Source organism: Bacillus sp. SJZ110, assembly GCF_006715455.1.
Lineage (GTDB): Bacteria > Bacillota > Bacilli > Bacillales > Bacillaceae > Bacillus > Bacillus subtilis.
The window spans coordinates 75,577-98,004 of sequence record NZ_VFNF01000008.1; the positions used below are offsets into that span (position 1 = coordinate 75,577).

Sequence of the window (22,428 nt, forward strand, 5' to 3'; positions counted from 1 at the left end):
TGTGTAAACATCCTTCCTATTTCATCATAAATCAAGAGATCCCTCTACCGTCGTTAGCGCGGTTTCATACATCTTACCCATTGGCATTCCTAAGCTTTCCCACTTCTTGAAGTGTTCGCTGACAGAATACGGTTCCGCTCGTTCGTTTTGTCTGCTGGACACTCCAATACTGTTTAAAGGTTGCCATACCTTATTCTCACCATCTTTTCAAAAGAAGGCAGCCATGTCATCAAAGGCCTTTAATGATGATTGATCATTAATTGTTCTTCGGTTGATCTCCAGACAATAACATCATTAGTTTTTTCGAAAGCTCTTCAAAGCTGTATTGAGATCCTTTGTGTGAGTGTAAATGTTCTTATATAAATCAAATAGTGTTTTATATTTTTGTACATTTTGTGCCTTTGGATAAAATGCAGCAGCCTCACGAATGAACTGCTCTGCACATTCTTCAAGGGATTTAAACCATCCGCTTCCAAAGGCAGCCAGCATTGCAGCCCCCATAGCTGGCCCTTGTTCAATTTCTAACTTAATTACCCTCGTATTGAAAATATCAGCTTGCATTTGCAGCCACGTATCATTTTTAGCTCCCCCACCAATAGAAACAACAGTATGAACTGATTTTCCCGCTTTGCGGAATAGCTCAATTGATTCATGTAAAGAGAATGTGATACCTTCCATTATTGCCCTCAAAAAATGCTTTCTATTATGGGCTCCATCCATTCCGATCAAGCTTCCCCGAATAGAAGAATCAGCATGCGGCGTTCTTTCACCAACCAAATAAGGAGTGTATAGCAGTCCATTGGCTCCTATCGGAATAGCTTCCACCCCCTGCAATAATTGCTCAAACGATTCGTTTGGTGCAAACGTTCTTTTAAACCAGTCCAAGCTGTATCCTGCAGCGAGCGTGACGCCCATCGTATAAAAAGAATCCTTTTTTCCATGATTAAAAAAGTGAACTTTCCCTTTAAAGTCTCTTTCTTTTTCTTCTTCGTAGGAAAGTATGACCCCTGACGTCCCAATACTGCATAATGTTTTTCCGGAAGAAAGGATACCTGCTCCAATAGCGCCGCAAGCATTATCTGCTCCCCCAGCGTACACTTTTGTTTTTTCTAATAGCCCGGTCTTGGCGGCAACGTGCGGAAGCAGCGACCCTACACAATCATGAGATTCAACAAGCGGAGGACAAATATCTGCAGAAATACCAATTTGATTGCAAATATCATTGCTCCACTCCTTGCGAGTAATATGTAAAAGTAAAGTTCCTGCTGCATCGGAGTATTCGGTGTGAATGGCACCGGTCATACGGAATCGCACATAGTCTTTCGGAAGCAAAAACACAGCAGCTTTTTTAAAAAGTTCAGGTTCATGTTCCTTTACCCATAACATTTTAGGTAATGTAAACCCTTCTAAAACACGGTTTTTTGTGATGTCAAGAAGATGATCGCCAAATTTCTCGGTCATCCTTATACATTGAGGCGTTGTTCTGGTATCATTCCAAAGAATTGCATTACGTAACACCTGACGATCTTTATCAAGCAGTACTAATCCATGCATTTGTCCCGAATAGCTTATCCCGTCAATATCCTTGGCTTGAACATTGGATATAGAAACCAATTCAGTCAATGCTTCAATTGTTTGCTGCACCCAGTCTTCAGGATTTTGCTCACTATATCCCGCCTTCTCTTGGATGAGCGGATACCTTTTGGACGTTTCTGCACAAACCTTGCCGTTTTGGTTAACTAAAATGGTTTTAACAGCACTCGTTCCAAGATCTATTCCAATGACATACTTCATTTTTTCACTCCTTGCCCTTTTAAAAAACCATTCACTCTAAATAAATCCTAATTATAGAAGTTACCCGTCATAACAACAAGCAATAGGAAAGGAATCATGACGGGTAATTCAGTGATTTGGTATTGATAGCAGGATCTGGAGCTTATCCTGTTATACTTCTAAAATGTATTGGTTCAATATCGCTTTTAATTTCTCCTGTCTTCCCGATTCGTTTTTAATTGATTTATGATTTAGCGCATATTGCTCAAGTGTGTGGAAATTAGCTCTTCCTTCTATAATTTCAAGACCAATCCCTTCAGTAAAGCTGCGGTAACGATGTTGAATCACATCTTCAAACACACGATCTTCGATTAATTTGTGGGCAACTTTCAATCCTCTTGCAAATGCATCCATCCCTGCAATATGGGCATATATTAGATCATCAGGCTCGAAAGAAGATCTTCTGACCTTCGCGTCAAAGTTTAATCCGCCGCTTCCAAGGCCGCCATTTTGCAGGATTTCGTACATTGCTAATGTCGTAGAATATAAATCCGTCGGAAATTCATCCGTGTCCCAGCCTAAAAGAGGATGACCCTGGTTTGCGTCAACAGAGCCAAGCAGACCATGTACTCTTGCCATGCGTAATTCATGTTCGAATGTATGCCCGGCTAATGTGGCATGATTGGCTTCAAGATTTAATTTAAAATGATTGTCTAAGCCATATTGCTTCAAAAAGGCAATGGTTGTTGCTGCATCTGTATCGTATTGATGGGTGGTCGGCTCTTTTGGTTTTGGCTCAATCAAAAACTGCCCTGTGTACCCGATTTCCTTCGCATAATCCACTGCCATATGCATAAATCTAGCCAAATTATCAAGCTCAAATTTTAAATCGGTATTTAACAATGTTTCATATCCTTCACGGCCGCCCCAAAATACATAGTTCTCAGCGCCAAGCTCTTTTGCTGTTTCTAACCCTTTTTTCACTTGTGCTGCAGCATACGCAAACACATCTGCATTGCAAGAAGTCGCGGCACCATGGACGAAACGGGGATTCGTAAACATGTTTGCGGTATTCCATAATAGCTTAACGCCGCTATTTCTCATGTAATCTTTAATCATGCCCACGATCATATCTAAATTTTGGTTTGTCTCTTTTAGCGTACTGCCTTCTGGTGCAATATCCCGGTCATGAAAAGCAAAGAATGGTGCATCTAGTTTTTCAAACATCTCAAATGCTGCTTCTACTCTCATCTTCGCTAGATCCATGCCTTTATAGTGATCCCATGGTCTTTGCATCGTACCTGCTCCAAAAACGTCTGTTCCATCAGCGGTAAATGTATGCCAATAGGCAATAGAAAATCGCAAATGCTCTTTCATCGTTTTTCCGCCGATTACTTCTTGAGGATTATAATATTTAAATGCTAAAGGATTAGTCGAATCTTTCCCTTCGTAAACCACTTTGTTTGCGCTTCCAAAATAGTTGATTGAACTGGAATGAGATTGAGCCATGTGATTTCCCCCTTAAAAATAAATTCATTCAAATACAGATGCATTTTATTTCATATAGTAAGTACATTACCTATTAGTTTGTTGTTTAAACAAACTAACTTATTTTCATCTTATATAACCTCGTCAGTATTTTCAATATTTTTTTTAGTTTTTTATGAACACATTAGATATAATAAAGATAAGATTCGCTATGTACTATGTTCATACTTAATTTAAAGGTTATACAAATGGAGTGGATGAAGTGGATATCGCAGATCAAGCCTTTGTTAAAAAAGTAAATCAAAAGTTATTATTAAAAGAAATACTTAAAAATTCACCTATTTCAAGAGCAAAATTATCTGAAATGACTGGATTAAATAAATCAACTGTTTCATCACAGGTAAGCACGTTAATGAAAGAAAATCTGGTATTTGAAATAGGTCAAGGACAATCAAGTGGCGGAAGAAGACCTGTCATGCTTGTTTTTAATAAAAAGGCAGGATACTCCGTAGGAATAGATGTTGGTGTGGATTATATCAATGGCATTTTAACAGACCTTGAAGGAACAATCGTTCTTGATCAATACCGCCATTTGGAATCCAATTCTCCAGAAATAACGAAAGACATTTTGATTGATATGATTCATCACTTTATTACGCAAATGCCCCAATCTCCGTACGGGCTTATTGGTATAGGTATTTGCGTGCCTGGACTCATTGATAAAGATCAAAAAATTGTTTTCACTCCGAACTCCAACTGGAGAGATATTGACTTAAAATCTTCGATACAAGAGAAGTACAATGTGCCTGTTTTTATTGAAAATGAGGCAAATGCTGGCGCATATGGAGAAAAAGTATTTGGAGCTGCAAAAAATCACGATAACATTATTTACGTAAGTATCAGCACAGGAATAGGGATCGGTGTTATTATCAACAACCATTTATATAGAGGAGTAAGCGGCTTCTCTGGAGAAATGGGACATATGACAATAGACTTTAATGGTCCTAAATGCAGTTGCGGAAACCGAGGCTGCTGGGAATTGTATGCTTCAGAGAAGGCTTTATTAAAATCTCTTCAGACCAAAGAGAAAAAACTGTCCTATCAAGATATCATAGACCTCGCCCATCTAAATGATATCGGAACCTTAAATGCATTACAGAATTTTGGATTCTATTTAGGAATAGGCCTTACCAATATTCTAAATACTTTCAACCCACAAGCCGTAATTTTAAGAAATAGCATAATTGAATCGCATCCTATGGTTTTAAATTCAATGAGAAGTGAAGTATCATCAAGGGTTTATTCCCAATTAGGCAATAGCTATGAATTATTGCCATCTTCCTTAGGACAGAATGCGCCGGCATTAGGAATGTCCTCCATTGTGATTGATCATTTTCTGGACATGATTACAATGTAATTTTTTAAGGAATGGACAGCTCATCTTTAAAGATGAGTTTTTTTATTCTAGGAGTATTTCTGAAGCAATAGTGACATAGGCACCTTCTCATATGAAAAAGGAGTTCTAAAATAGAAATCTCCTTTTTCATGTGCAAATTATTTTTCTTTATAACGAAAATATCTAAAATCGGCCGGAATATGATTACCACTGGTATCTTGGCATTGCATCCCTACAAAGGCCCCTGTGAAGAATCCTCCCCCACGGATGTAATCATCTGATAATTTTTTCGATTCCAGTGCAATGTCAATTTTGTGCCAATCTTCTTTGTTAAAAGAATAGAAATAATAATATTTGTCCTTTTCAATATTTACTCTTAAATATACATACTTTACTTCACGAGGAATAACAATTTTATTGTGTAATGGCTGTGAAAAAGAAAAGTTGTCACATATTGTTAATTCAAGAATGCGGCCAAGTTCTTCATCATGCGTGACTTGAAGAGCCGTCCAGTTCTCTGTATTGTAGTAATTCACTAATCCAGCGGCTTGTTGAAAATTTTCCGGATAAAACTCAACAGCAGTTTCGGCTTCAAAATGGAGACTTTGCCAGCGTCTGGCTACAAATGCCTGAGTAAATGTCGAGGTCAATGATTCATGACCGAATAATCGTAAATGATTTGGCGCTTGAGTCAATGAACCTAATTCATTCGTGAATGGAATCCTTAAAGTTTGAAAATTTATATTTAATGTTGAATCCTCAAATTCATCAACTTCCGGGTACGTTGCTTCAAATATTGTTTCGGGTATAGAAGGTGCATCTACCTCCAAGCTTCCTTCTTTTCCACCTACTACATAGGGCCATTCATCTTTCCAGTAAAGTTTTTGAATAGCTGTTTCTCTGCCCAAAGGACAGTATCCTCTCTGCTGAAAAATTGAATCATCGTCAGGATGAATAGGACGTCCCGTTAAATGAGCTAAATACCACTCATCTGTATGTGTTTGAACAATGGATGCATGACCACATTTTTGCAATGGATTTCCTGGGTCATGCCATGACGTTAAGATTGGATTATCGGGATGAACTTCATATGGCCCCTCAATATTTGCAGAACGGGCAATTGTAGCAGCATGTTCGTACCGTGTTCCTCCTTCTGCAGTTAATAAATAATAATAGTTCCCGATATGATAAAGGTGCGGAGCTTCTGTCAGTTTTCTATCCGTTCCTTCAAATATGACTTTTGGTTTACCGATTAATTTTTGCTCTTTATCAGAATATTCCTGTATAACAATTCCTCCAAATGAGTGCCGATCAATACGGTGATCCCATAACATATTTAATAAATACTTTTTTCCATCCGTATCATGGAACAAAGAAGCATCAAACCCCGAGCTATTTAATTTAATCGGCTCCCCCCAATCACCATTAATCGTTTCACAGGTAACTAAATAATTGTGACAATCTTTCCATGCGCCATCTACTACCTTAACATCCGTATAGATCAGCCAAAACTTCCCATCACTATAGCTTAAACATGGTGCCCAAACCCCACCTGAATTTGGATTTCCTTTCATGTCTAATTGTGAAACTCTCTGTAATGGATGTGCAACTAAGTGCCAATTTACTAAATCTTTTGAGTGGTGTATCTGGACTCCCGGAAACCACTCAAATGTAGATACAGCGATATAATAATCCTCTCCTGCCCTACAAATACTTGGATCGGGATTGAATCCTTTGAGTACTGGATTGGTAATCTTCATTTGGGACTCCTCCTCAGTTTATTTTCTTTTTTAAGCCTTGAAATCATCAATATGATCCAAATAAACTTTGTCTCTATTCTCTAATTCTCGAACCATGTTTTTATATTTTTTCTCATCTAAGTTATAGAAATTAATATCAATTAAAGCTAGAACAAGCAAGAACACGGGAATAATGGTTGTTGTAATTAAAATCCCCATTAATGCCGTCGGGGTTTGTGCCTGATTTGCTACATATCCAAACTTATCAAGAACCAGACCCGGAACAACTCCTCCTAAGGCCATACCAAACTTAAAGAAAAATCCGATTATAGCGTAAATGAGCCCACCCATTCTTTTCCCAGTCCTGTACTCTCCATATTCAATTGTTTCAGGAATAAGCGCCCACATATACCCCCCGGCAGTGAGACTTCCAGCAGCAGCGATTAATCGACAGACAAGTATGAGGTAAACATTACTTGGCGGAACAAACAGTAAAGCTAAGAGGCCGATAATATTCAGTAATAATGCATAGTTTAGTAATTTCTTTTTCCCCAAAAATTGATGAAGCCTTGGAATAAACGGTAAAATGACCAAAGCGGGCAAGCTTCCTATCAAACCGTACCACTTCACCAAATCCTCTCTTTCTAAGTTATACGTTACGTAGTAAATGCCAACCGAATTACTGATGGAATTCACTCCAAAAATAATAATAAAGAAAATACTTAATACAACAAGTGGACGATTAACACGAAACTGCTCAAATATATCCGTAAATTTAATTTTCTCTTCGGATTTTTGAAGAGTGACCCGCTCTTTTGTGCTTTTAAAACAAAAGATTAAAAGGCACCCGCCTATCATTCCCAAAATACCCATGGTTAGTTGCCAGCCAAGAGACTCGTTGCCGGAAGTATCGCTTAAATAAGCAGCCAGTAAGGGAACAAAAAATGCAACGACAAGTCCCCCAAGATTCGCAAATAACATGCGAACAGAAGTTATACTAACCACTTCTTGATTATTTCTAGTCATTGCAGAAGTTAACGCGCCATATGGAACGTTTATCGTTGTGTATGTAAGCGACAAGCCAACATAGGTTATATAGGCATATATTAATTTCCCCATATCCGAAAAGTCTGGTGTTGTAAAACAGAGTATTGCCAGTATGACAAATGGAAAAGCTCCGAATAAAAGATACGGTCTAAAGCGTCCAAATCTGCTGTTCGTTCTGTCAACTATTGTTCCGATAAAAGGATCAGCGAGAGCGTCGATTATTCTAACCACTAAAAACATAGTACCGGCTGCTGCTGCCGATAAACCAAAAATATCTGTATAGAAGAACAAAAGATAAGTAGACACTGTTGCATAAATTAAATTACAAGCAAAATCTCCAGACGCATATCCAACTTTTTCAACCATGCTAATCTTCTTTACATTTTCACTGAGCATGATTTCTCCCCTTTTCGATCCTTTAATATGGAACAGTGTGAAACGGTATAACAATTTCTCGAATTTACGGTCAGTAAACGTTTATAAAAGCGCTTTCAAAACAGTGCAAAAAAATATGGTGATCAGCAAGCAAAAAATTCATCTTTTTTCGTCATACCTTATATACCTGGAAAAGGATAAAAGCCTCATTCTTTCGTTTCTTATATTGTTTAGCTCCATTAAATAGACCCTCTTATCCCCCTTCCATCCATATTCAGTAAGACCTTATCTTGTGGACAATGAAAGTTCATCTTATTAGTTTGTTGATCGAACAAACTAACTTGATTTAATATTATAAAATCCTTTCGACTTTTTCAACATCTTTTTCAGAAAGTTTAAGCATTGTCTCGAATAATATTTAAGAATGCACGTATCAATTAATGACACCCAGTCTTTTTGTTACAGTTTGTTACTTACTCATAATCATTCCAAAGACTAAGAAAACAGGATTCTTATGTTCAATCATATGGCAACAATGTGAACTATGCGAAACAAGGAAGTGGTTAGCAGCGGTAAGCTGCAATTAGAGTTTGATAAAGTTGATCACAGATAATTATGGAAGACTGTTAGCCGTGCGTTTTGGTTAATGACAAGTCTGGTCTTGAAACATAATTGAAAGAAGGATTGGCCAGAGTGGCTTATGTTATGAGCCAAACACTATTTATCTAAATATTAAATTAAGAATCCAAGCAAATTCCATGTTGTCTTTTGTTGCGACTTGTTATTGAAATTGGAACAAAAGAGGAATACAGAAATCAGTTCTGTATTAGTTTATTCAATATATTGATTTTCCTTTGGTCTTTATAGTTCTTCTTTGTTCTTCTATAGCCATCTAATAAAGACTTTTTATAAACCTTGAGGTAATCATCAATCGTTAGCAAATGATATTTCGCTCCACCATCCTCAAATACCTCTAAGTTATTATAGTCTACATCTGCAAATGGTTTTAAATCCTCGATGTAAGCAATGCCTATTTTAGTATTAGTTTTTTTAAATTCATGCTCATGTAAATCAACCATTTTGTACCCTTGCAGTTCCATAAGTTTATTTAGTTTTTCCCACTTTTCCTCTAAAAAAATTAAAGGAATAAGGATATCAATATCTTCTGGGGAAAAGTCCAACCCAGTTACCCTTTCAAGACCTAAAGAGCCATATAATAATGGAATTATGCCTAACTCTTTATTAAACGTTTTAGCTATATTGATAAATTCATTATACAATTTCATTTTTACCTCCCTAATATTTGTTGTATGATTACTAAGATTCAATTGTTTCTTGATTTTTCTTAAGCCCTCAATTTGTTTCATGTAGTAAATACCACAAACTCATTTAAACCCTTTTCTCACAAGAAAAATAAATTGAGTATCAGTACTCAGAATTGGATTGAAGGTCATTTTAAAAGGATTCTTTTATCTAAAAGGCCTTGATACTGAATTAAAGAACAACATTAAAATAATGATGGCTATTACAACAACAATCTCAAAAGCATGTGAACTGCCATCTTCTTTTTCTCGATCTTTCTTCTCCCTCAATTATTCCCTATATTTTCTTTGTATTTCATCCTTTTTCCTATCCATCTTACTCGACCCCTTTCAAAATAAAGTAAAGCCAAGCAATTCTGAAATTTTTTTATTCCTTCTTTTGACAAGCTCGAAAATACCAATGTATAAGCGTAATGCTTAACGGATTTTAAACTCCAAAAAACAAAGCCCCTCCGATAAACCAGAAAAAAGGAAATAGAAACATAATTGCGTTTAAAACAATCCCATATACAGCACATCGTTTATTTGTCTTTATTGAAACGAACGCTAAAATGATTCCTATAGGAGAAAGTAATAATGGAAAAAACACCGGCATTCCTTGCCACGGAATTGACATAACTCCCGTAAAAAAATTAATAATTAAAATAGCTGAGATAATTGGAATCGTGATTGAAAAAATAGCTGCAGCTTTTCTAATATTCATATTGAAAGCAAGTCTCCGTTCTCCTTAAAATTGTAGTTTTATTTAGTCTTGAGAAAGTTTGTCAAAATCTCTTTCTTTCATTTCAGGCAGAGTTATATCAATCCCTAACATTTTTATTAATTCTTGTACGTAGCTTTTTATTTGCAAGCATATTAAATGGGAAATCGAAATCAAATTCCTCTTTAACGCTTAGAATATCCATTGCATACGAACAGTTATGCTTCATACCCAAAAGATCATCATTAAAGCTTAATACATCTTTATACGATTGATCAGATAACTCAAAGTGAGTAGCTAAATAAACACTAATATGGTTTCCACCTTGAGAATCAAAATCCACTAATCTTTTATCAACTACTAATAAAAATGCAGATCTCTCATCATCACATAATACCAACTGAAAAAATTCTAAGTTTCTCAGTTTCAATAACCGTTTAAATCTTGTATGTAAGGCCCTCATAATCTAATTCTGCCTTTCCTGATATAAATCGTTTTTAAAAAAGTATTACATTCACTTATACTCTTCTACCCAGTCGTGATACTTTTCATAAAGGTGACGTATTCGTTTGAAATCATGAGCTATGACTTCGCATCCGCGGTCATCATAGATAAAGAAAATAATGTCTTTTGTAATGTTCACAAAGAAAACATCAGGGTAATCAATAGAGTAACCTCCGAATTTCGGTTTTTGTGGAAAATCCTCATTACTGGCTGCTTTAAGTAATTCAGTTACACGTAAGTCTCGAGGTTTGCATAACAGGGAAAATTGTTGCATCTCGTATTCTTCAGCTTTATTGATTTCGAAAGGGTAGGGATATGTCTTCACCATAATTTGATTCAAATGATTTTTACATTTTAGAAACGGTTGATACACCTTTAATTTTCTTATACATTTCTCTTTCTTTTTGTGCTTATACATATTCGTCACAAGGAATATGTCATCATTTTGTTCAAATAATTCATTAAAAATGATTGAGGTTTGTTCATATACAACCCGAAACATCTTTAAATTCAATTCTTCATTTGCTTTGAGTTGATAGATATTTCCCCCAAGACAAAAATGGATTCCTGTGCCCCATTGATTATAGATGCTAGGAATTAATTCGAGGTTTTGAAACCTTTCCTCCATATACTCCATTATCTTCATTTAGACATTCTCACTTTAGGAATATGATCTTTTTGGAATATCAACAACTCATGCAGTTCGATGTTTTGATAGGGCCAGACTTTATCAAACAGCTCTCTCGGATACCGCTCCATTTCGTTATTATATAGCTTTCTGACAGTTGGATACTCATGATCAATATCTCTGGAAAGTTTCCGGATACTGATCTTTCTTTGGTCTATAATCGTTTTTACCTTTGATTTAATCATATTCTCACCTTTTAGTTATTTTTGATCACTTAAAATGATCATTAAGTTTATAATGGATCCTTGACCTCGCTGAATTTAATAATCCCGCTCTTCATGTTCAAATCCATAAGTACCTTTTATCCACACATCGCCGAAGCCTGAACTTTTTGTTATTTCCAACTGATCACCTTCTACTCGATCTGCTGCACTGTAGTCCAAATAACTTCCTGGAATTCTTTCTCGCTCCTTGAAAATATCCATCAGTTAGAGCTATTCTGCTAAGTTTCATATTTAGAGTACAGTCTTTATTATTGTGTATTGTGAATTTATAACCAAGTGCGGTCGGAATTCCGGTCGAAATTATCTGCCATGAAGACAATTGTTGATTCCTCGCTCAAAACAAAGTCTACATTTGTTTAATCCACCGTTAGCTTTGCTTCAGCATTCGGAAGATTAAAACTTGAGACTAAGCCTAAGCAAACCAAAGTTAAACGATTAACCCTTTTCATCCCTCTCTCCCTTTACCCGTTTATGGCGTAATTCGGTAAATGAAAGAGCTTTTTGACCGTGCATAAGGAAAAGGATTGTGATGATTTAAGCTACGCTGCTACCCTCCCAATGTTTTGCAGAAAAACCGAGTCCCAGATCCAAAATATTACAGCAAATGAGACGCTAAACAAGTATATTTCATATCCCATCAGAAAGTTTAAGGTGTTTTTTGGATCAGTAATGAAAGCGAAGAATAACCATACTAAGAAGGAAAAGAATATGTATATGAGTAAATATTTCGCGTTAAACCTTTTTGGATTGCGATTTAAGAAATATTGAACAGGTGCAGCAAAGATTAAATAAAAGATAAAGAGAAGAACACTTATTAGGAAGTATGGTATGTAGCCGTCATAACCAATGCCAAAAACATAAACAACAGCAGCTGATAACGCGGACAAGACATGAACAAATATGATCCTTAAAACTTGCATGTTTATAACCTCTTTCTTAATGAATGCTTCTTCAACATTGTCTAGATCCTCCTTAAAATCACTTTAAAACTACTGTTCTACTTAGAAATTAAACATCTTGGTCGCATTTCTCATTCTTCCGCCATTGAATAGCATTTCGGCGAGTTATCGCAACAGGTATTAAGAGTAGAGTACCGACAATAAGCAACATAAAAAAGATCACAAACAGCGCACCTGTTCCCGGAACAATTTCTTCATAGGTAATAAAGCGCTCCTTCCCCTGCAGGACGAAGAACCGAGAATTTTCGAGAAAGGCCAGATGAAAAGCGATAGACGTCCATAAGCTTCCTGTTACAATACGCAGGAGTTGAAGGATGCATCCAAAAGTCAACAATAAAACGATGTAATCTAATGTGATAGCAGGTGATTCAATTCCAGCTATATATTGTAAACCACTTACAATTATTGGTGCAAGCACAAACAGGATTGGTTGTAGGAGTAAGGCCATAAAACAGTTCCAACGCTTATTTAGAGCATAGTACACCGTCCCCCGAAAAGTTAATTCCTCTGGAAAAGCTTCATAAAAGAAAACGATAATCATATTTAAGAGCAATGCTGTCACTAAATGGACAGAGAAGTGAAATTGTGTAACTTTGATCCAGCCTAATAAATGGGCGATAGCGAAACCAGACCCGGATAGTACAATCACATATATTGCTCCTATTATGGCTTTCGGAATGGCTTGCCGCCACCCAGACAGTCCTATGGAATAAAAGGGTCTACTAGACATCCGTTTAAGAAGAATGTAGAGCAACGGGACAGTTATTAATGTGACTAAACCTGCTTGGATGCCTTGCTTCAAAAGCTTGGAAGCTCCTGCTTGGCTAGCCATTGAACCGACTAAAGTAGCAAAAAACAAAGCAAATACGAATGTTCCCCAACTGAGCAAGACAGTTCCTAACCATTTATGATGATTGTCTTGTTTTCCGCTTTTGGTGAGATGAATTTGCATTTGGATACCCCTCTCACATCATTCATATTAAGCACTATAAGCCCTACTATCACTATACGTTCTATAGCTGTTATGGTTTCAAATTCCTGCATTACCCCTCTTACAATTCCACTCTTCCTCTAAAATAGCGTAATAATATTCATCCCACCATTCATTGCCTTTCGGAATACATTTTTTAAAAAATCCTTCTCTTCTCATTCCGATCTTCTCCATAACTCGGTATGAAGGAATATTCTCAGGTTGACACGTAGCTATAATCCTATGTAAGTTCATTTCTTTAAATCCATATTCCAAGATAGCTTGGGCTGCCTCAGAAGCATACCCTTTATTTTGATAATTGGGATTAAACACCCACCCAATTTCGTATGTATGTTCACCAAAATACTTATAAAAGATAATATGGCCTATAAGAAAGTCTTCATCTCTTAGTATGACAGGGAATTTTTCAGCGTTATCACCTTTGTTTTTATTTACAAATGCCTTTGCATCTTCTTCAGTAAAAACCCCTTCAGGTATATACTTCATTACATTACTATCAGATGTATACTCATATACTGCTTGCCAATCTTTGAATTCAAATTCACGTATCAATAACCTTTTTGTTGTTATGTGCATTAAAGTAACTAACTCCCCTCAAATATACTTAATCTTTATTTCAATATGAAGACAACAATAACTTCTTTAAATGACTATCCTTATTAACAATATTGCCTCTTGCTAGAAACCGGTTATAACAATAATCTGATAAAATAATGCTATCCGGATTAGTTCCGTATTTTTCTTGAAGGGTTTTCTTTAATTCTTGAGGTGAAACCAACTCATTGATCTTATTTTTCAAAGCATCTTTAATTTGCTCGTAAATTGTCATTATACTTCCCTCAAATTGCAGATTCTTTGGTTGTTGAAATTAGTCATAATTTTTTCTTTTGCCGAAGTGTTATTCTGAAACCAGTTTATAATACTCTTGGAGATTCGGATTTACTTCCCAATATTTCGTTCCATTAGAAGACACTAGCATATCAAACCATATCTCGAAATTAGAATTTAAGTTAATCGCATCTTCAATATCGTCAATTGAGTCTAGATATAACATATAACCTAATCCTTTTTTTGATTTGTTTGTGTCTATGACATACCTTCCATCAAAATGATATCCTATTAATAAGTATCCCTCTGGGAAATCTTGAACCTCATTATATTCAATGATTCCCTCTAAGCTAAGTATTTCAATGCCATCAAACATTTCCACCCCATTGTGTTGTAACAAAAACTCTTTATAGTCATTAGGGAAAGTAACACCTAATTCCTTTTCTAAGCCGCTAATTTCTTGAGGAGTTGCTGGATTTTTGAAATGAAAAGTAGCATCTTCCAAGACATAACCCCCATGATGAAACACAGGAAATGTACCATATTTAGTAACTGCTTTCTTAATACCATCTAGTGTCATGTGGACTAATTTTCCTTCTTCCATAAATGCTCCTCCTTAAATCATCCCATTAAATTTTCCCACACAGAAATTTAAAAGGGACATAAACTGTTTATAAAGAAACAATTTTATTCATAATTAAAGCAGCATTAGTGGTGAACAAAATGTAAGTATGATTTGCTGTTTTAATCACTACCCTATCCGTAGAGCCATAAGGAAACCCAATCCTTACTGCGCTTTTCTCCTCTCCCCCATAGTTTGGATCAAGAAATACATCATTGATTTCTTTGATTGGAATTTCAATTTTGGATAGCTGCCAATTGATAATTAAGTTTTCATTTGATTTTTCAACGTTGATTCCAAGCATAAAAACATTCCCCTTTTGACTATGAATTCAGTGAAACAAACACGCTTTAAAATTTAATAAATCCAAAAAGTAATACTTACGGGAAATATGACTATAAGCAAAAGAGCCCTTTCAGGCCCTTATTTTTCTTTTACCCTTGGTATGAATTTGTTACAAACTCTTTTGCTTTATTAGCAACAGCTTCCCAAGTGGCGGCAGCATGATCAAGATCCGCAGAAAGCTTATTGATATCCTCATTCTCAAACCCTTGGGCGAGTGAATAAAATTGATTTGCTATAGAATGCCAGATGCCTTCGATTTGTCCTATAAACTCCTTAGACTTTTCTGCTTGGGCTATTACATTAACCAGGTCTATATTGATACTGTGAAGCATCCCCAAAACTTTTACTTCTAAAGAAAGTTGTGCATCCATATTGTTTAACATATTCAGAAAATGATCAATTTGTTGTTTAACTGATTGTATATCAGAACACTCTAATATTTCAGATACAATAAAACCAAATAGAGGCCCTAGATCAAAGCTGAATTTTACTTTCTCATTAATATCATGACCTTCAACAAATATACCCAATAATTTTTTTAATTCTAAAAACATATTTATTGAATCATGTATCTCACTCTCATCATTATACTGTGAATCTAAATATGCGACTTCTTTTTCTAAAGAATTATTCAATTGTCTAACACCTATACAGTCGTTACTACCTTGAAGGAGGGAATTTAATTGGTTTTGAACCTCTTTTATAGACTGTTGTTGTTGATTGAGTTCTCCAGCAAGCATTGAACAGGAAGACTGAAATTGCTTCGCAGCCTCTTGTCTTCCTTGTTCATTGCTATCGATAGACATTATTTGTAATAATTTTATATCCCTATTTATTGTTCTAGTTGCAAAAGCTCCAATATTATTAATATCGTTAACCATATTAAGAACACTGCTGAATAAATTCTCCATCCACCAGTTACACAACTGTTTATATTCATTAAAAACATTATATATTTTTTGAAAATCTTGAGGAATTCCAACGTCATTCGGTATAGCCAGATAAGTTTTCATCTCTTCATTGCTCACAGGTAAACCCGATCCTGTAAGAATATCCGCTTGAGTATTTGCCCAGAATCTAGTAGATATTAAAAGCCCCTCTTTTTCTAAAAGGCCTTGAGGCCCATATGGAGATGTTGAATCTAAAACTTTTTCATATTTCATTTTTAATCCACCTTTCATATTTCCAACGCTATATTTAATATAACAAAAAAATTCAATTATTCATTATTTTTTATTTTTTTCAAATCCTAGATATAAATGAAGAAACGTTTAAAAATTGACTGAGTTAAGAAAGAGATATCTGAATGGAGTGCCTAGTTCTCCTCCCTGCTTACCAACATAAAATGGACAAGGATCAAGGTAACTAAGCAAATGAACGTTGATTGAAAGTCCTTTGCGGCTTTCTTTTTTATTTCTCGAATTGTTTGTCATTGAGTAAAAATATTAGCGTTTCTTCAATTTCTTTTTCTAAGTCATTATTATTTAAATCGAATAATGTTCCATAACCTGTACCCTTATATCCACCGTAGTAATACCACAAATCCATTGTGAAACAGTCTAATTCTTCATCACAGACTATTGCAGGTTGATAGTAATTAATTGCTATTTGTGAACGGTACTCTTTTTCAAAACATCTCTCAGCTGTAAAATCATTTAGCACATCTCCATCTATGTCTCTACAAATTTTGATGCTAAGGTTTGGTTTACCCTGTGCTTCAAAAACATCTATATACTTATTCTGCAGCTTTTTCGATACTACTTCCCCCTGGCTCTCCAACTCAAATATCATTTGTTTTAATTCTAGATTAAAATCCTTTTCCGGAATCTGTATATAATCTTCATCGCTTGGGCTTTGATTTTTCTGTTTCTTGAGTAATTGACTTAAAGCTTTCCACACATTGTTGTCCTCCTATGATAGCTTCTTTAGACGTGCCTCTATGAAAATGGTCATTTGGTGATCAGCTTCACGAAATGCCTCAGCAAATGTTTCAATTCCGGTATCCTAGAAATATGGCGTTCGATAATCATGCCCACGGATGCCCCAGCTGTGTGGTCCAGTTGCAAGCATAAGCATTCTGCCCCTAATTCCATTGTTCAGATTCATCACCGACCTTGTCAAAGGGATGCTAAATAAAAAAGAACCTTTATTTTACTATTGGCTTACTTTTGAAAATTTATAAATTATTATTATATTGAATAGTGTTGGTATGATGTATACAAGACCAGTTCCAAGTAGACCTATTATTGAACTAGTAATTAATAATATGCTGAAGACTGGTTTATTATTTGTCTGGATTGAAGCAAGCATGGTTATAATTCCCGCCAAAGCACTAAAAACCATAAGTTCCCCAAAGTAAGAGTCATCTATAACCGCAAACAGTTGAGCCAGTACAGAAAAAACCGCTCCTAATCCCCCGGAAAAGATAGTCAATTTTTTCATAGAAATCTCCTTTTTGAAAATTGATTTAGATTTCAACGTAATTATGGATTTATCTGGTGATGGTGTCAATGTTAAACATCTACTTTATTCATCTTATTGCTGGTAGAAGTATTGAACAAAGGAACCATCACAGAATTTGTCGAATATTTATGCGTATTGCTTTCCTTAAGCATAGTATTATTTTCCTTCTTGAAAATTTAGTACATAGTCCTTATCAGTGACATAAATAAAAGCGACCTGCTTTTAGCAGTGCCGCTCCATAATTTATTACCTATTAACATAAAAAATCCCCTGACACCAATAGTGCCAAGGGATTGAGAGATTAATACTGAGACATATATTGTTCGCGTTTCCAAGGATGTACTTGCGTGCGGAACATGATTTTTTAGATAATATACATAATGTATATGCGTATCAGCAGTTCATTCGTATAAAATTGTAATGCGGTATGTATGATTAATTATATTTTTTGGTCAAATTTTGGTCATCAACTTAGTCGACTTGATATAAGTGTTTTTAGTAAATATCATAGCCTGATCCGGAAAGGCGCTCTTTCATGGGATAAAGATAAGAAATTATGGATTATTTAAAGCCCGCCTTATGAGACGGGCTTTTCGGGCGAGGTTATACCTTTACACTTTCTTAACGCCTCCGTAAACACTTCCTTTTGCAGTAGACCCTATAAACACCTCAACAAGAGCTGAGTTTAAAACGATGCCGGCCCATTTAAAACCTACAATGGATTCAACATATATACGTGAATAAACCTCTCTATAGGCATATCCTCCATGGCTGGCATCCCGATCTTGTCCTAATACCCTAGGAGAGATTGCCAAAGCTGTCCCCATCGGGTGGCGCTGAAAGTCGCCATCTTTATAAGTAGCCCAAACTTTTTTGCCGTCATATTTAAATCTTCCTTCGGCCCAAAGTGTGAAGAGCTTCGGTCCACCAAGTCCATAAGCAATACCAGTGGTCCTTTCTGTTTTTGTAGTGCCTTGGACGCTTGCATTAGAGTCTGGAGAGTCAGTTAAAGTTTTTTGCTCAAGTATCTGGATATCCCCCAGATCACCTAGATAAACCTTAGCCGTACTGTTTTGTGTTTCAAAAGTAAGCACATCCCCATAGGATTTGCTTTTTTCTTGTTCAGCCATAAAGCTGTTCATATTGAAAGCTTTACCGTTGAATTTTTCTAGTTCTGATTTCATTTCTGGGAAAACATCATAAAGTGATATGTCTGGATTGCTAAACGCTTTAGGTGCTGGATTGTTTTTGTAGTGATTCGAAATTACTTTTTCGATTTTTTCCAAAGAAGAGTTTTTGGGTAGATTTTCTAGGCTGGATTTCAACAAAGGAACTGTTTTTTCAACGTAATTTCTAATGTCAGTAATATCTTGCTGTGACTTTTGTTTAGGTTGTTTAGGTGCTGCGCTCGCTGCTCCACCGAAGATACTAAATACCAACGAGAAAGTCAGGCAAAAAAGCAATATCTTTTTCACGATAATCTCCTCCTGTTTATCAGTCACCTCGCCCTCTTATATACATTTCTTTACAATTTTACTTTTTCCTCCCACTGTTTTTTCGGGTATAATGATATATCAGATAAACAATCAGAAAGACTAATGCAGCTACGGCAATATAGTATAACGGCATCGCCAAAAATGGAGCAAAATTCGCTATGACCACCAATATAATGATGGCTATTCCGTACAAACTTATAAAGCGTAGTAAAGCCATATTATCCCCCCTTACTATTTCCATTATTGTAACAAAAAAAGTCAGCTACTAAAGGTCTATTTTTGATACGTAATGTCACAATTAGCAAGGGAGGATTATTATGTTATTTCAATAGCGCTTCAATTTTCGCTTTTGTCTTAGGTCCATAAATGCCATCAGCAGAAAGGCCACTTACTGACTGGAACCGTTTGACCGCATTTGCTGTTTTTGATCCATACACGCCATCAATACCGTTATTCTTCGCCCCTTTTATCCGGGTAGAAATAAAGCGCAGCCAGCGCTTTTTGAATCTGCCTTACGTCATCCCCTTTGAGCTGTCAGCAAAGGCCCTTTTGTATGTTTAAACTGAGTCATCCAGTATAGGAACCGGCGAGCTTTTTCATCATCAAACACATAAGGAAACTCCTTTGTGCCTTCCCGACTCACATCATTTAAAAAACGCTCGCAGGCCCAAATGTGTTTTTCACACGCCACAATCTCACCCGATATCACATCGCGCGAGTAATCAATGAGAAATTGTTTGATTGTCTTCATACGTTTTTAAACTCCTTCTCCGCAGCCGTCTTTTCCCGCTCTTCCTGGGTACGGGTGATAGCAAGTTTTGCCCGGGCAGACGGTGTAAGGCCAAAGTCATTCGCTGCTGATTTCATTTGATCAAAATAATTCTTTTGCCGCTTTAATAACGGATGCTCTTCACCAACAAGCTTTATTGGGTTGCCGTCTTTGTCTTTTCCTTCTGTATGGACCATGATCCCGTCTTCTTCAATGATTTTAGAAATTGATACATACTGCGAATATGCATTACAATAGGCAGCCAACATGCTGATGTCCGCTTCCGTGATGATTTCAACTTCTGTTAATAGAGCAGCAACCCGTTTGAATTCTTTTTTCCCGACCTTATCCAACCACGTTGGCGGTTTTATATTATCGGATCGCATTTTCATTTTCTTCTCGTGCTCAGCCCGGGCGGCCAGCTCTTCCGTATTCTTTTTATTTGGGTTGCCCTGTATCAATTGAAGCGTCGCGGATTTTGCAGGTCTCGGCATGTTCTCACCTCATTTCACATCAAAAAATTTGCATTTTTTGCTTGTTTTTTTCACCAATCGTGATACGATGGAATTAACAACAAAACCAGTCGTACCAAGCCCTCTCGGCAATTTCGCCGGGAGGGTATTTTGTTTTTCCGGAACTTTGAAAAGCGGTGTTTGTTTGCAGAAGAGGGGGCGCCGTTCTCTAAACGTTGCCTTTCCAGAGATTTGGATAGGGGGGAGGGTCACTTGCCCTTACCGCCATGAACCTTGTTGTGACAGGCATTACACAGGCTTACAAGGTTGTCCAAGTCTAATCTTTTCGCCCAATCTTCTTTTACTTCCACAATATGATGCACCATGTCAGCCGGTGTGAAGCAATGATCTTTCAAACAATGCTGACAGAGATAATTGTCTCGTATCAAAGCAAGTTGTCTTGTTCGTTTCCAATCTGTTGATTTATAAAAACTTGTTATTGTTTTGTTTCTTGAATGTTTGTTGTAATGTTTGGTTTCTTCTTGTTGCTGTGTCTTGTGTGCGTCACAGTATCGGCTACGGGTGAGGCTAGGGCACCCAGGGGCGGCGCATATTCTTAATGACCTTGGAGGCATGAAAATTCATCCTTTATTTTAACAAAGAGTTGAGCTCTTTGAATGGTTTTATATTCATTTATTTGCTTAAGTGCAAAATATTTGTGTCACAATAATTTGACACGTGTCTTAAGGCAAATAAACCTTCTTACAATATAAAAAAGCACCTGTAGGTGCTTTTAACTACTAACTATTTAAATAGTTTTGCTATCCTTTTCGAACTGTTCTAATTGTTTTAAGAATTGTTCATCATTTACAGCTGAATGTAATTTCTCTTGTGCTCTTTCCACCACATCTACATAGGTATTTCTTTGTTCTATTGCACGTTTCATTGAAGTTTTCATTTTTCTAAATTTCAAGGGATTAGCAAAACGATTTATAGGACGCACAGATTTATCGAATTCTTTAAGATGTTGATTACTAAAACTTTGGCTTAAATCCAATTTAACATAATAAAATCCACCAGAAAAATCCTGTGAGAAAATAAATCCTGTTAAGTTCTTAAAGTCTAAAATTCCACCTTCAGTAAAATTAAATCGAATTTCTCTTTCTTCATCAGTTTCAATTGTTACTTCAGGTTTCGATAAATAATTAGTTACTTCAGAACCATCCTTATATTCTAGAATCAGATAAGTTTTTACAGCTATACCTTTTCCAAAATTCTTAATGTGAAAAACTAAGGAATCCCCTTTATCTCTTGTTGAAGAATATTTTGTGCTTTTCACTATAATTCTGGGTGTATTAGTAGCAAGATACGTTTTTCTTGCATATAACACCGTACAAAGTGAGAGTATAACCAAGCCAAAGTTTTTTATTCCATCTAGAAAAGATACTAACAACGTACTATCTCATGAAATTAAAGAATAACAAAACATTTTGCAAAATTTGTCGAACGATTTACCAGAAACAGTTTACAGAGAATATAAAAAAGCACCTCGAGTTACGAAGTGCTACTTTCAATATGACTGTTCAATTTTTTAATTATTGCGTCTATATCATCGCAGATTTCGTGCAAGTCTTCTAAAACCTTATAATAAATCACATCACTTATTTCATTTTTCTTCTCCAATATATAGATACGATCAAACCATATTACAATTAATTGAATTTCATTATGTGATAAATCAACTTTATCTAGAAAAGACAGATAGCTTGTCCACTGGTCATCGTAAATTATTTTGCCAAAGGCAACATATTCTATTGATGACCTTGAATATTCTTCTAAATTCTCCTTACTAAAAACATCATGCGTATATTTCAATAATCTAGAAATCCTTCTTTTTGCACCTTTGTATTCATTCTTTTGATTTTGCAGCCCGATAAAATACGGACCCATACTACCAAGCAATGCTCCAATCATTGCTGAAAGAATGTTAGAGAATGGTGCTAATCTTGTATTAAAAATAATCAATGACGCCACTATGCATAAAATTAAAGCAATAACTGTTAGTGGATAAGCATGTTTTCTCATAAACAGCATCATCGAATCACCTCCCACCAAAATTATCGGCTAAGGAGAGTGACAAAGGAACTTTTTGCAGAATTTGTCGAACGATTTTCTTTAAGTCACATATTTATTCTTTCTAAACTGCCACCGCACTCAAGCAGTTAACCGCCAATAGTCTATCCTGAG

The 22,428-nt window shown here is 36.0% G+C and carries 22 protein-coding genes and 8 pseudogenes; 3 read left to right on the forward strand and 27 right to left on the reverse strand.

The window, feature by feature from the left end; genetic code table 11:
* Positions 1–24: 24 nt before the first annotated feature.
* From FB592_RS19420 to xylA, 3 genes and pseudogenes are all read right to left on the reverse strand, one after another.
* Positions 25–190, reverse strand: a pseudogene (locus FB592_RS19420) (glycoside hydrolase family 11 protein); the annotation flags it as partial.
* Between the two features lie 104 nt (positions 191–294).
* Positions 295–1,794 carry a xylulokinase gene (xylB, locus tag FB592_RS19425; protein WP_141950028.1) on the reverse strand — a complete coding sequence of 500 codons (1,500 nt, stop codon included), beginning with the start codon at positions 1,792–1,794 and terminating at the stop codon, positions 295–297.
* A gap of 150 nt (positions 1,795–1,944) precedes the next feature.
* Positions 1,945–3,282, reverse strand: a complete 1,338-nt coding sequence (gene xylA, locus FB592_RS19430) for a xylose isomerase (protein WP_041850794.1) — start codon at positions 3,280–3,282, stop codon at positions 1,945–1,947.
* 241 nt (positions 3,283–3,523) lie between these two features.
* Here xylA and xylR point away from each other — a divergent pair, with 241 nt between their 5' ends.
* Positions 3,524–4,678 carry a transcriptional repressor XylR gene (xylR, locus tag FB592_RS19435; RefSeq protein WP_141950031.1) on the forward strand — a complete coding sequence of 385 codons (1,155 nt, stop codon included), beginning with the start codon at positions 3,524–3,526 and terminating at the stop codon, positions 4,676–4,678.
* Between the two features lie 137 nt (positions 4,679–4,815).
* Here the strand turns inward: xylR and xynB are convergent, their stop codons facing one another.
* Together xynB and FB592_RS19445 are read right to left on the reverse strand one after the other, a co-directional pair.
* The gene (xynB, locus tag FB592_RS19440) at positions 4,816–6,417 is read right to left on the reverse strand and encodes a xylan 1,4-beta-xylosidase (protein WP_141950033.1); all 1,602 of its coding nucleotides are present in this window, start codon (positions 6,415–6,417) and stop codon (positions 4,816–4,818) included.
* Positions 6,418–6,447: 30 nt separating this feature from the next.
* On the reverse strand, positions 6,448–7,839 hold the full coding sequence (locus tag FB592_RS19445) for an MFS transporter (RefSeq protein WP_077671703.1): 1,392 nt from the start codon (positions 7,837–7,839) through the stop codon (positions 6,448–6,450).
* A 440-nt stretch (positions 7,840–8,279) separates the two neighbouring features.
* Between FB592_RS19445 and FB592_RS21225 the strand changes: the two are divergent.
* Positions 8,280–8,549: pseudogene (locus tag FB592_RS21225) on the forward strand (thermonuclease family protein); the annotation flags it as partial.
* A gap of 84 nt (positions 8,550–8,633) precedes the next feature.
* Here FB592_RS21225 and FB592_RS19450 read toward each other — a convergent pair.
* The 13 genes and pseudogenes from FB592_RS19450 to FB592_RS21230 all read right to left on the reverse strand — a co-directional run.
* On the reverse strand, positions 8,634–9,104 hold the full coding sequence (locus FB592_RS19450; RefSeq protein ID WP_038827891.1) for a hypothetical protein: 471 nt from the start codon (positions 9,102–9,104) through the stop codon (positions 8,634–8,636).
* 183 nt (positions 9,105–9,287) lie between these two features.
* Positions 9,288–9,455, reverse strand: a pseudogene (locus FB592_RS19455) (hypothetical protein).
* A gap of 112 nt (positions 9,456–9,567) precedes the next feature.
* A complete protein-coding gene (locus FB592_RS19460; RefSeq protein ID WP_032725793.1) occupies positions 9,568–9,843 on the reverse strand; it encodes a hypothetical protein in 276 nt (91 codons plus the stop codon).
* Positions 9,844–9,885: 42 nt separating this feature from the next.
* Positions 9,886–10,240: pseudogene (locus tag FB592_RS19465) on the reverse strand (hypothetical protein).
* 114 nt (positions 10,241–10,354) lie between these two features.
* Positions 10,355–10,990: a DUF3885 domain-containing protein gene (locus FB592_RS19470; protein WP_141950036.1), complete on the reverse strand. Its 636-nt coding sequence runs from the start codon at positions 10,988–10,990 to the stop codon at positions 10,355–10,357.
* A complete protein-coding gene (locus FB592_RS19475) occupies positions 10,987–11,217 on the reverse strand; it encodes a helix-turn-helix domain-containing protein (protein ID WP_032725791.1) in 231 nt (76 codons plus the stop codon). Before FB592_RS19475 ends, FB592_RS19470 begins: the two co-directional genes overlap by 4 nt.
* 578 nt (positions 11,218–11,795) lie before the next feature.
* Positions 11,796–12,176, reverse strand: coding sequence for a UPF0715 family protein (locus tag FB592_RS19480; RefSeq protein WP_029726895.1), 381 nt, complete (start codon positions 12,174–12,176; stop codon positions 11,796–11,798).
* Positions 12,177–12,264: 88 nt separating this feature from the next.
* The gene (locus tag FB592_RS19485; RefSeq protein WP_141950038.1) at positions 12,265–13,167 is read right to left on the reverse strand and encodes a CPBP family intramembrane glutamic endopeptidase; all 903 of its coding nucleotides are present in this window, start codon (positions 13,165–13,167) and stop codon (positions 12,265–12,267) included.
* A gap of 78 nt (positions 13,168–13,245) precedes the next feature.
* Positions 13,246–13,782 (reverse strand): GNAT family N-acetyltransferase, encoded by a 537-nt coding sequence (locus FB592_RS19490; RefSeq protein WP_015252032.1) that lies wholly within the window; start codon positions 13,780–13,782, stop codon positions 13,246–13,248.
* 40 nt (positions 13,783–13,822) lie between these two features.
* Positions 13,823–14,035 (reverse strand): DUF7225 domain-containing protein, encoded by a 213-nt coding sequence (locus FB592_RS19495; RefSeq protein ID WP_044052526.1) that lies wholly within the window; start codon positions 14,033–14,035, stop codon positions 13,823–13,825.
* Between the two features lie 69 nt (positions 14,036–14,104).
* Positions 14,105–14,539 (reverse strand): SMI1/KNR4 family protein, encoded by a 435-nt coding sequence (locus FB592_RS19500; protein WP_080019550.1) that lies wholly within the window; start codon positions 14,537–14,539, stop codon positions 14,105–14,107.
* Positions 14,540–14,705: 166 nt separating this feature from the next.
* Positions 14,706–14,960, reverse strand: a complete 255-nt coding sequence (locus FB592_RS19505; RefSeq protein ID WP_015252034.1) for a SunI/YnzG family protein — start codon at positions 14,958–14,960, stop codon at positions 14,706–14,708.
* Positions 14,961–15,090: 130 nt separating this feature from the next.
* A pseudogene (locus tag FB592_RS21230) lies at positions 15,091–15,354 on the reverse strand (hypothetical protein); the annotation flags it as partial.
* A gap of 911 nt (positions 15,355–16,265) precedes the next feature.
* Between FB592_RS21230 and FB592_RS21305 the strand changes: the two are divergent.
* Positions 16,266–16,370: pseudogene (locus FB592_RS21305) on the forward strand (excalibur calcium-binding domain-containing protein); the annotation flags it as partial.
* Between the two features lie 41 nt (positions 16,371–16,411).
* Here the strand turns inward: FB592_RS21305 and FB592_RS19515 are convergent.
* The 9 genes and pseudogenes from FB592_RS19515 to FB592_RS19565 all read right to left on the reverse strand — a co-directional run bounded on the left by FB592_RS19515 (position 16,412) and on the right by FB592_RS19565 (position 22,278).
* Positions 16,412–16,900 carry a hypothetical protein gene (locus tag FB592_RS19515; RefSeq protein ID WP_141950042.1) on the reverse strand — a complete coding sequence of 163 codons (489 nt, stop codon included), beginning with the start codon at positions 16,898–16,900 and terminating at the stop codon, positions 16,412–16,414.
* 255 nt (positions 16,901–17,155) lie between these two features.
* A complete protein-coding gene (locus FB592_RS19520) occupies positions 17,156–17,443 on the reverse strand; it encodes a hypothetical protein (RefSeq protein ID WP_141950044.1) in 288 nt (95 codons plus the stop codon).
* A 632-nt stretch (positions 17,444–18,075) separates the two neighbouring features.
* Positions 18,076–18,939: a hypothetical protein gene (locus FB592_RS19525; RefSeq protein ID WP_116316080.1), complete on the reverse strand. Its 864-nt coding sequence runs from the start codon at positions 18,937–18,939 to the stop codon at positions 18,076–18,078.
* A gap of 341 nt (positions 18,940–19,280) precedes the next feature.
* Positions 19,281–19,479: pseudogene (locus FB592_RS19535) on the reverse strand (peptidoglycan-binding domain-containing protein); the annotation flags it as partial.
* 19 nt (positions 19,480–19,498) lie between these two features.
* Positions 19,499–19,711 (reverse strand): annotated as a pseudogene (locus FB592_RS19540) (terminase large subunit); the annotation flags it as partial.
* Positions 19,708–20,223: a phage terminase small subunit P27 family gene (locus tag FB592_RS19545; protein ID WP_019846969.1), complete on the reverse strand. Its 516-nt coding sequence runs from the start codon at positions 20,221–20,223 to the stop codon at positions 19,708–19,710. The gene FB592_RS19545 and the pseudogene FB592_RS19540, both read right to left, overlap by 4 nt.
* Before the next feature lie 227 nt (positions 20,224–20,450).
* The gene (locus FB592_RS19555) at positions 20,451–20,816 is read right to left on the reverse strand and encodes an HNH endonuclease (RefSeq protein ID WP_141950046.1); all 366 of its coding nucleotides are present in this window, start codon (positions 20,814–20,816) and stop codon (positions 20,451–20,453) included.
* Between the two features lie 173 nt (positions 20,817–20,989).
* A complete protein-coding gene (locus FB592_RS19560) occupies positions 20,990–21,634 on the reverse strand; it encodes a hypothetical protein (protein WP_124059887.1) in 645 nt (214 codons plus the stop codon).
* Between the two features lie 101 nt (positions 21,635–21,735).
* A complete protein-coding gene (locus FB592_RS19565; RefSeq protein WP_124059886.1) occupies positions 21,736–22,278 on the reverse strand; it encodes a hypothetical protein in 543 nt (180 codons plus the stop codon).
* Positions 22,279–22,428 lie beyond the last annotated feature (150 nt).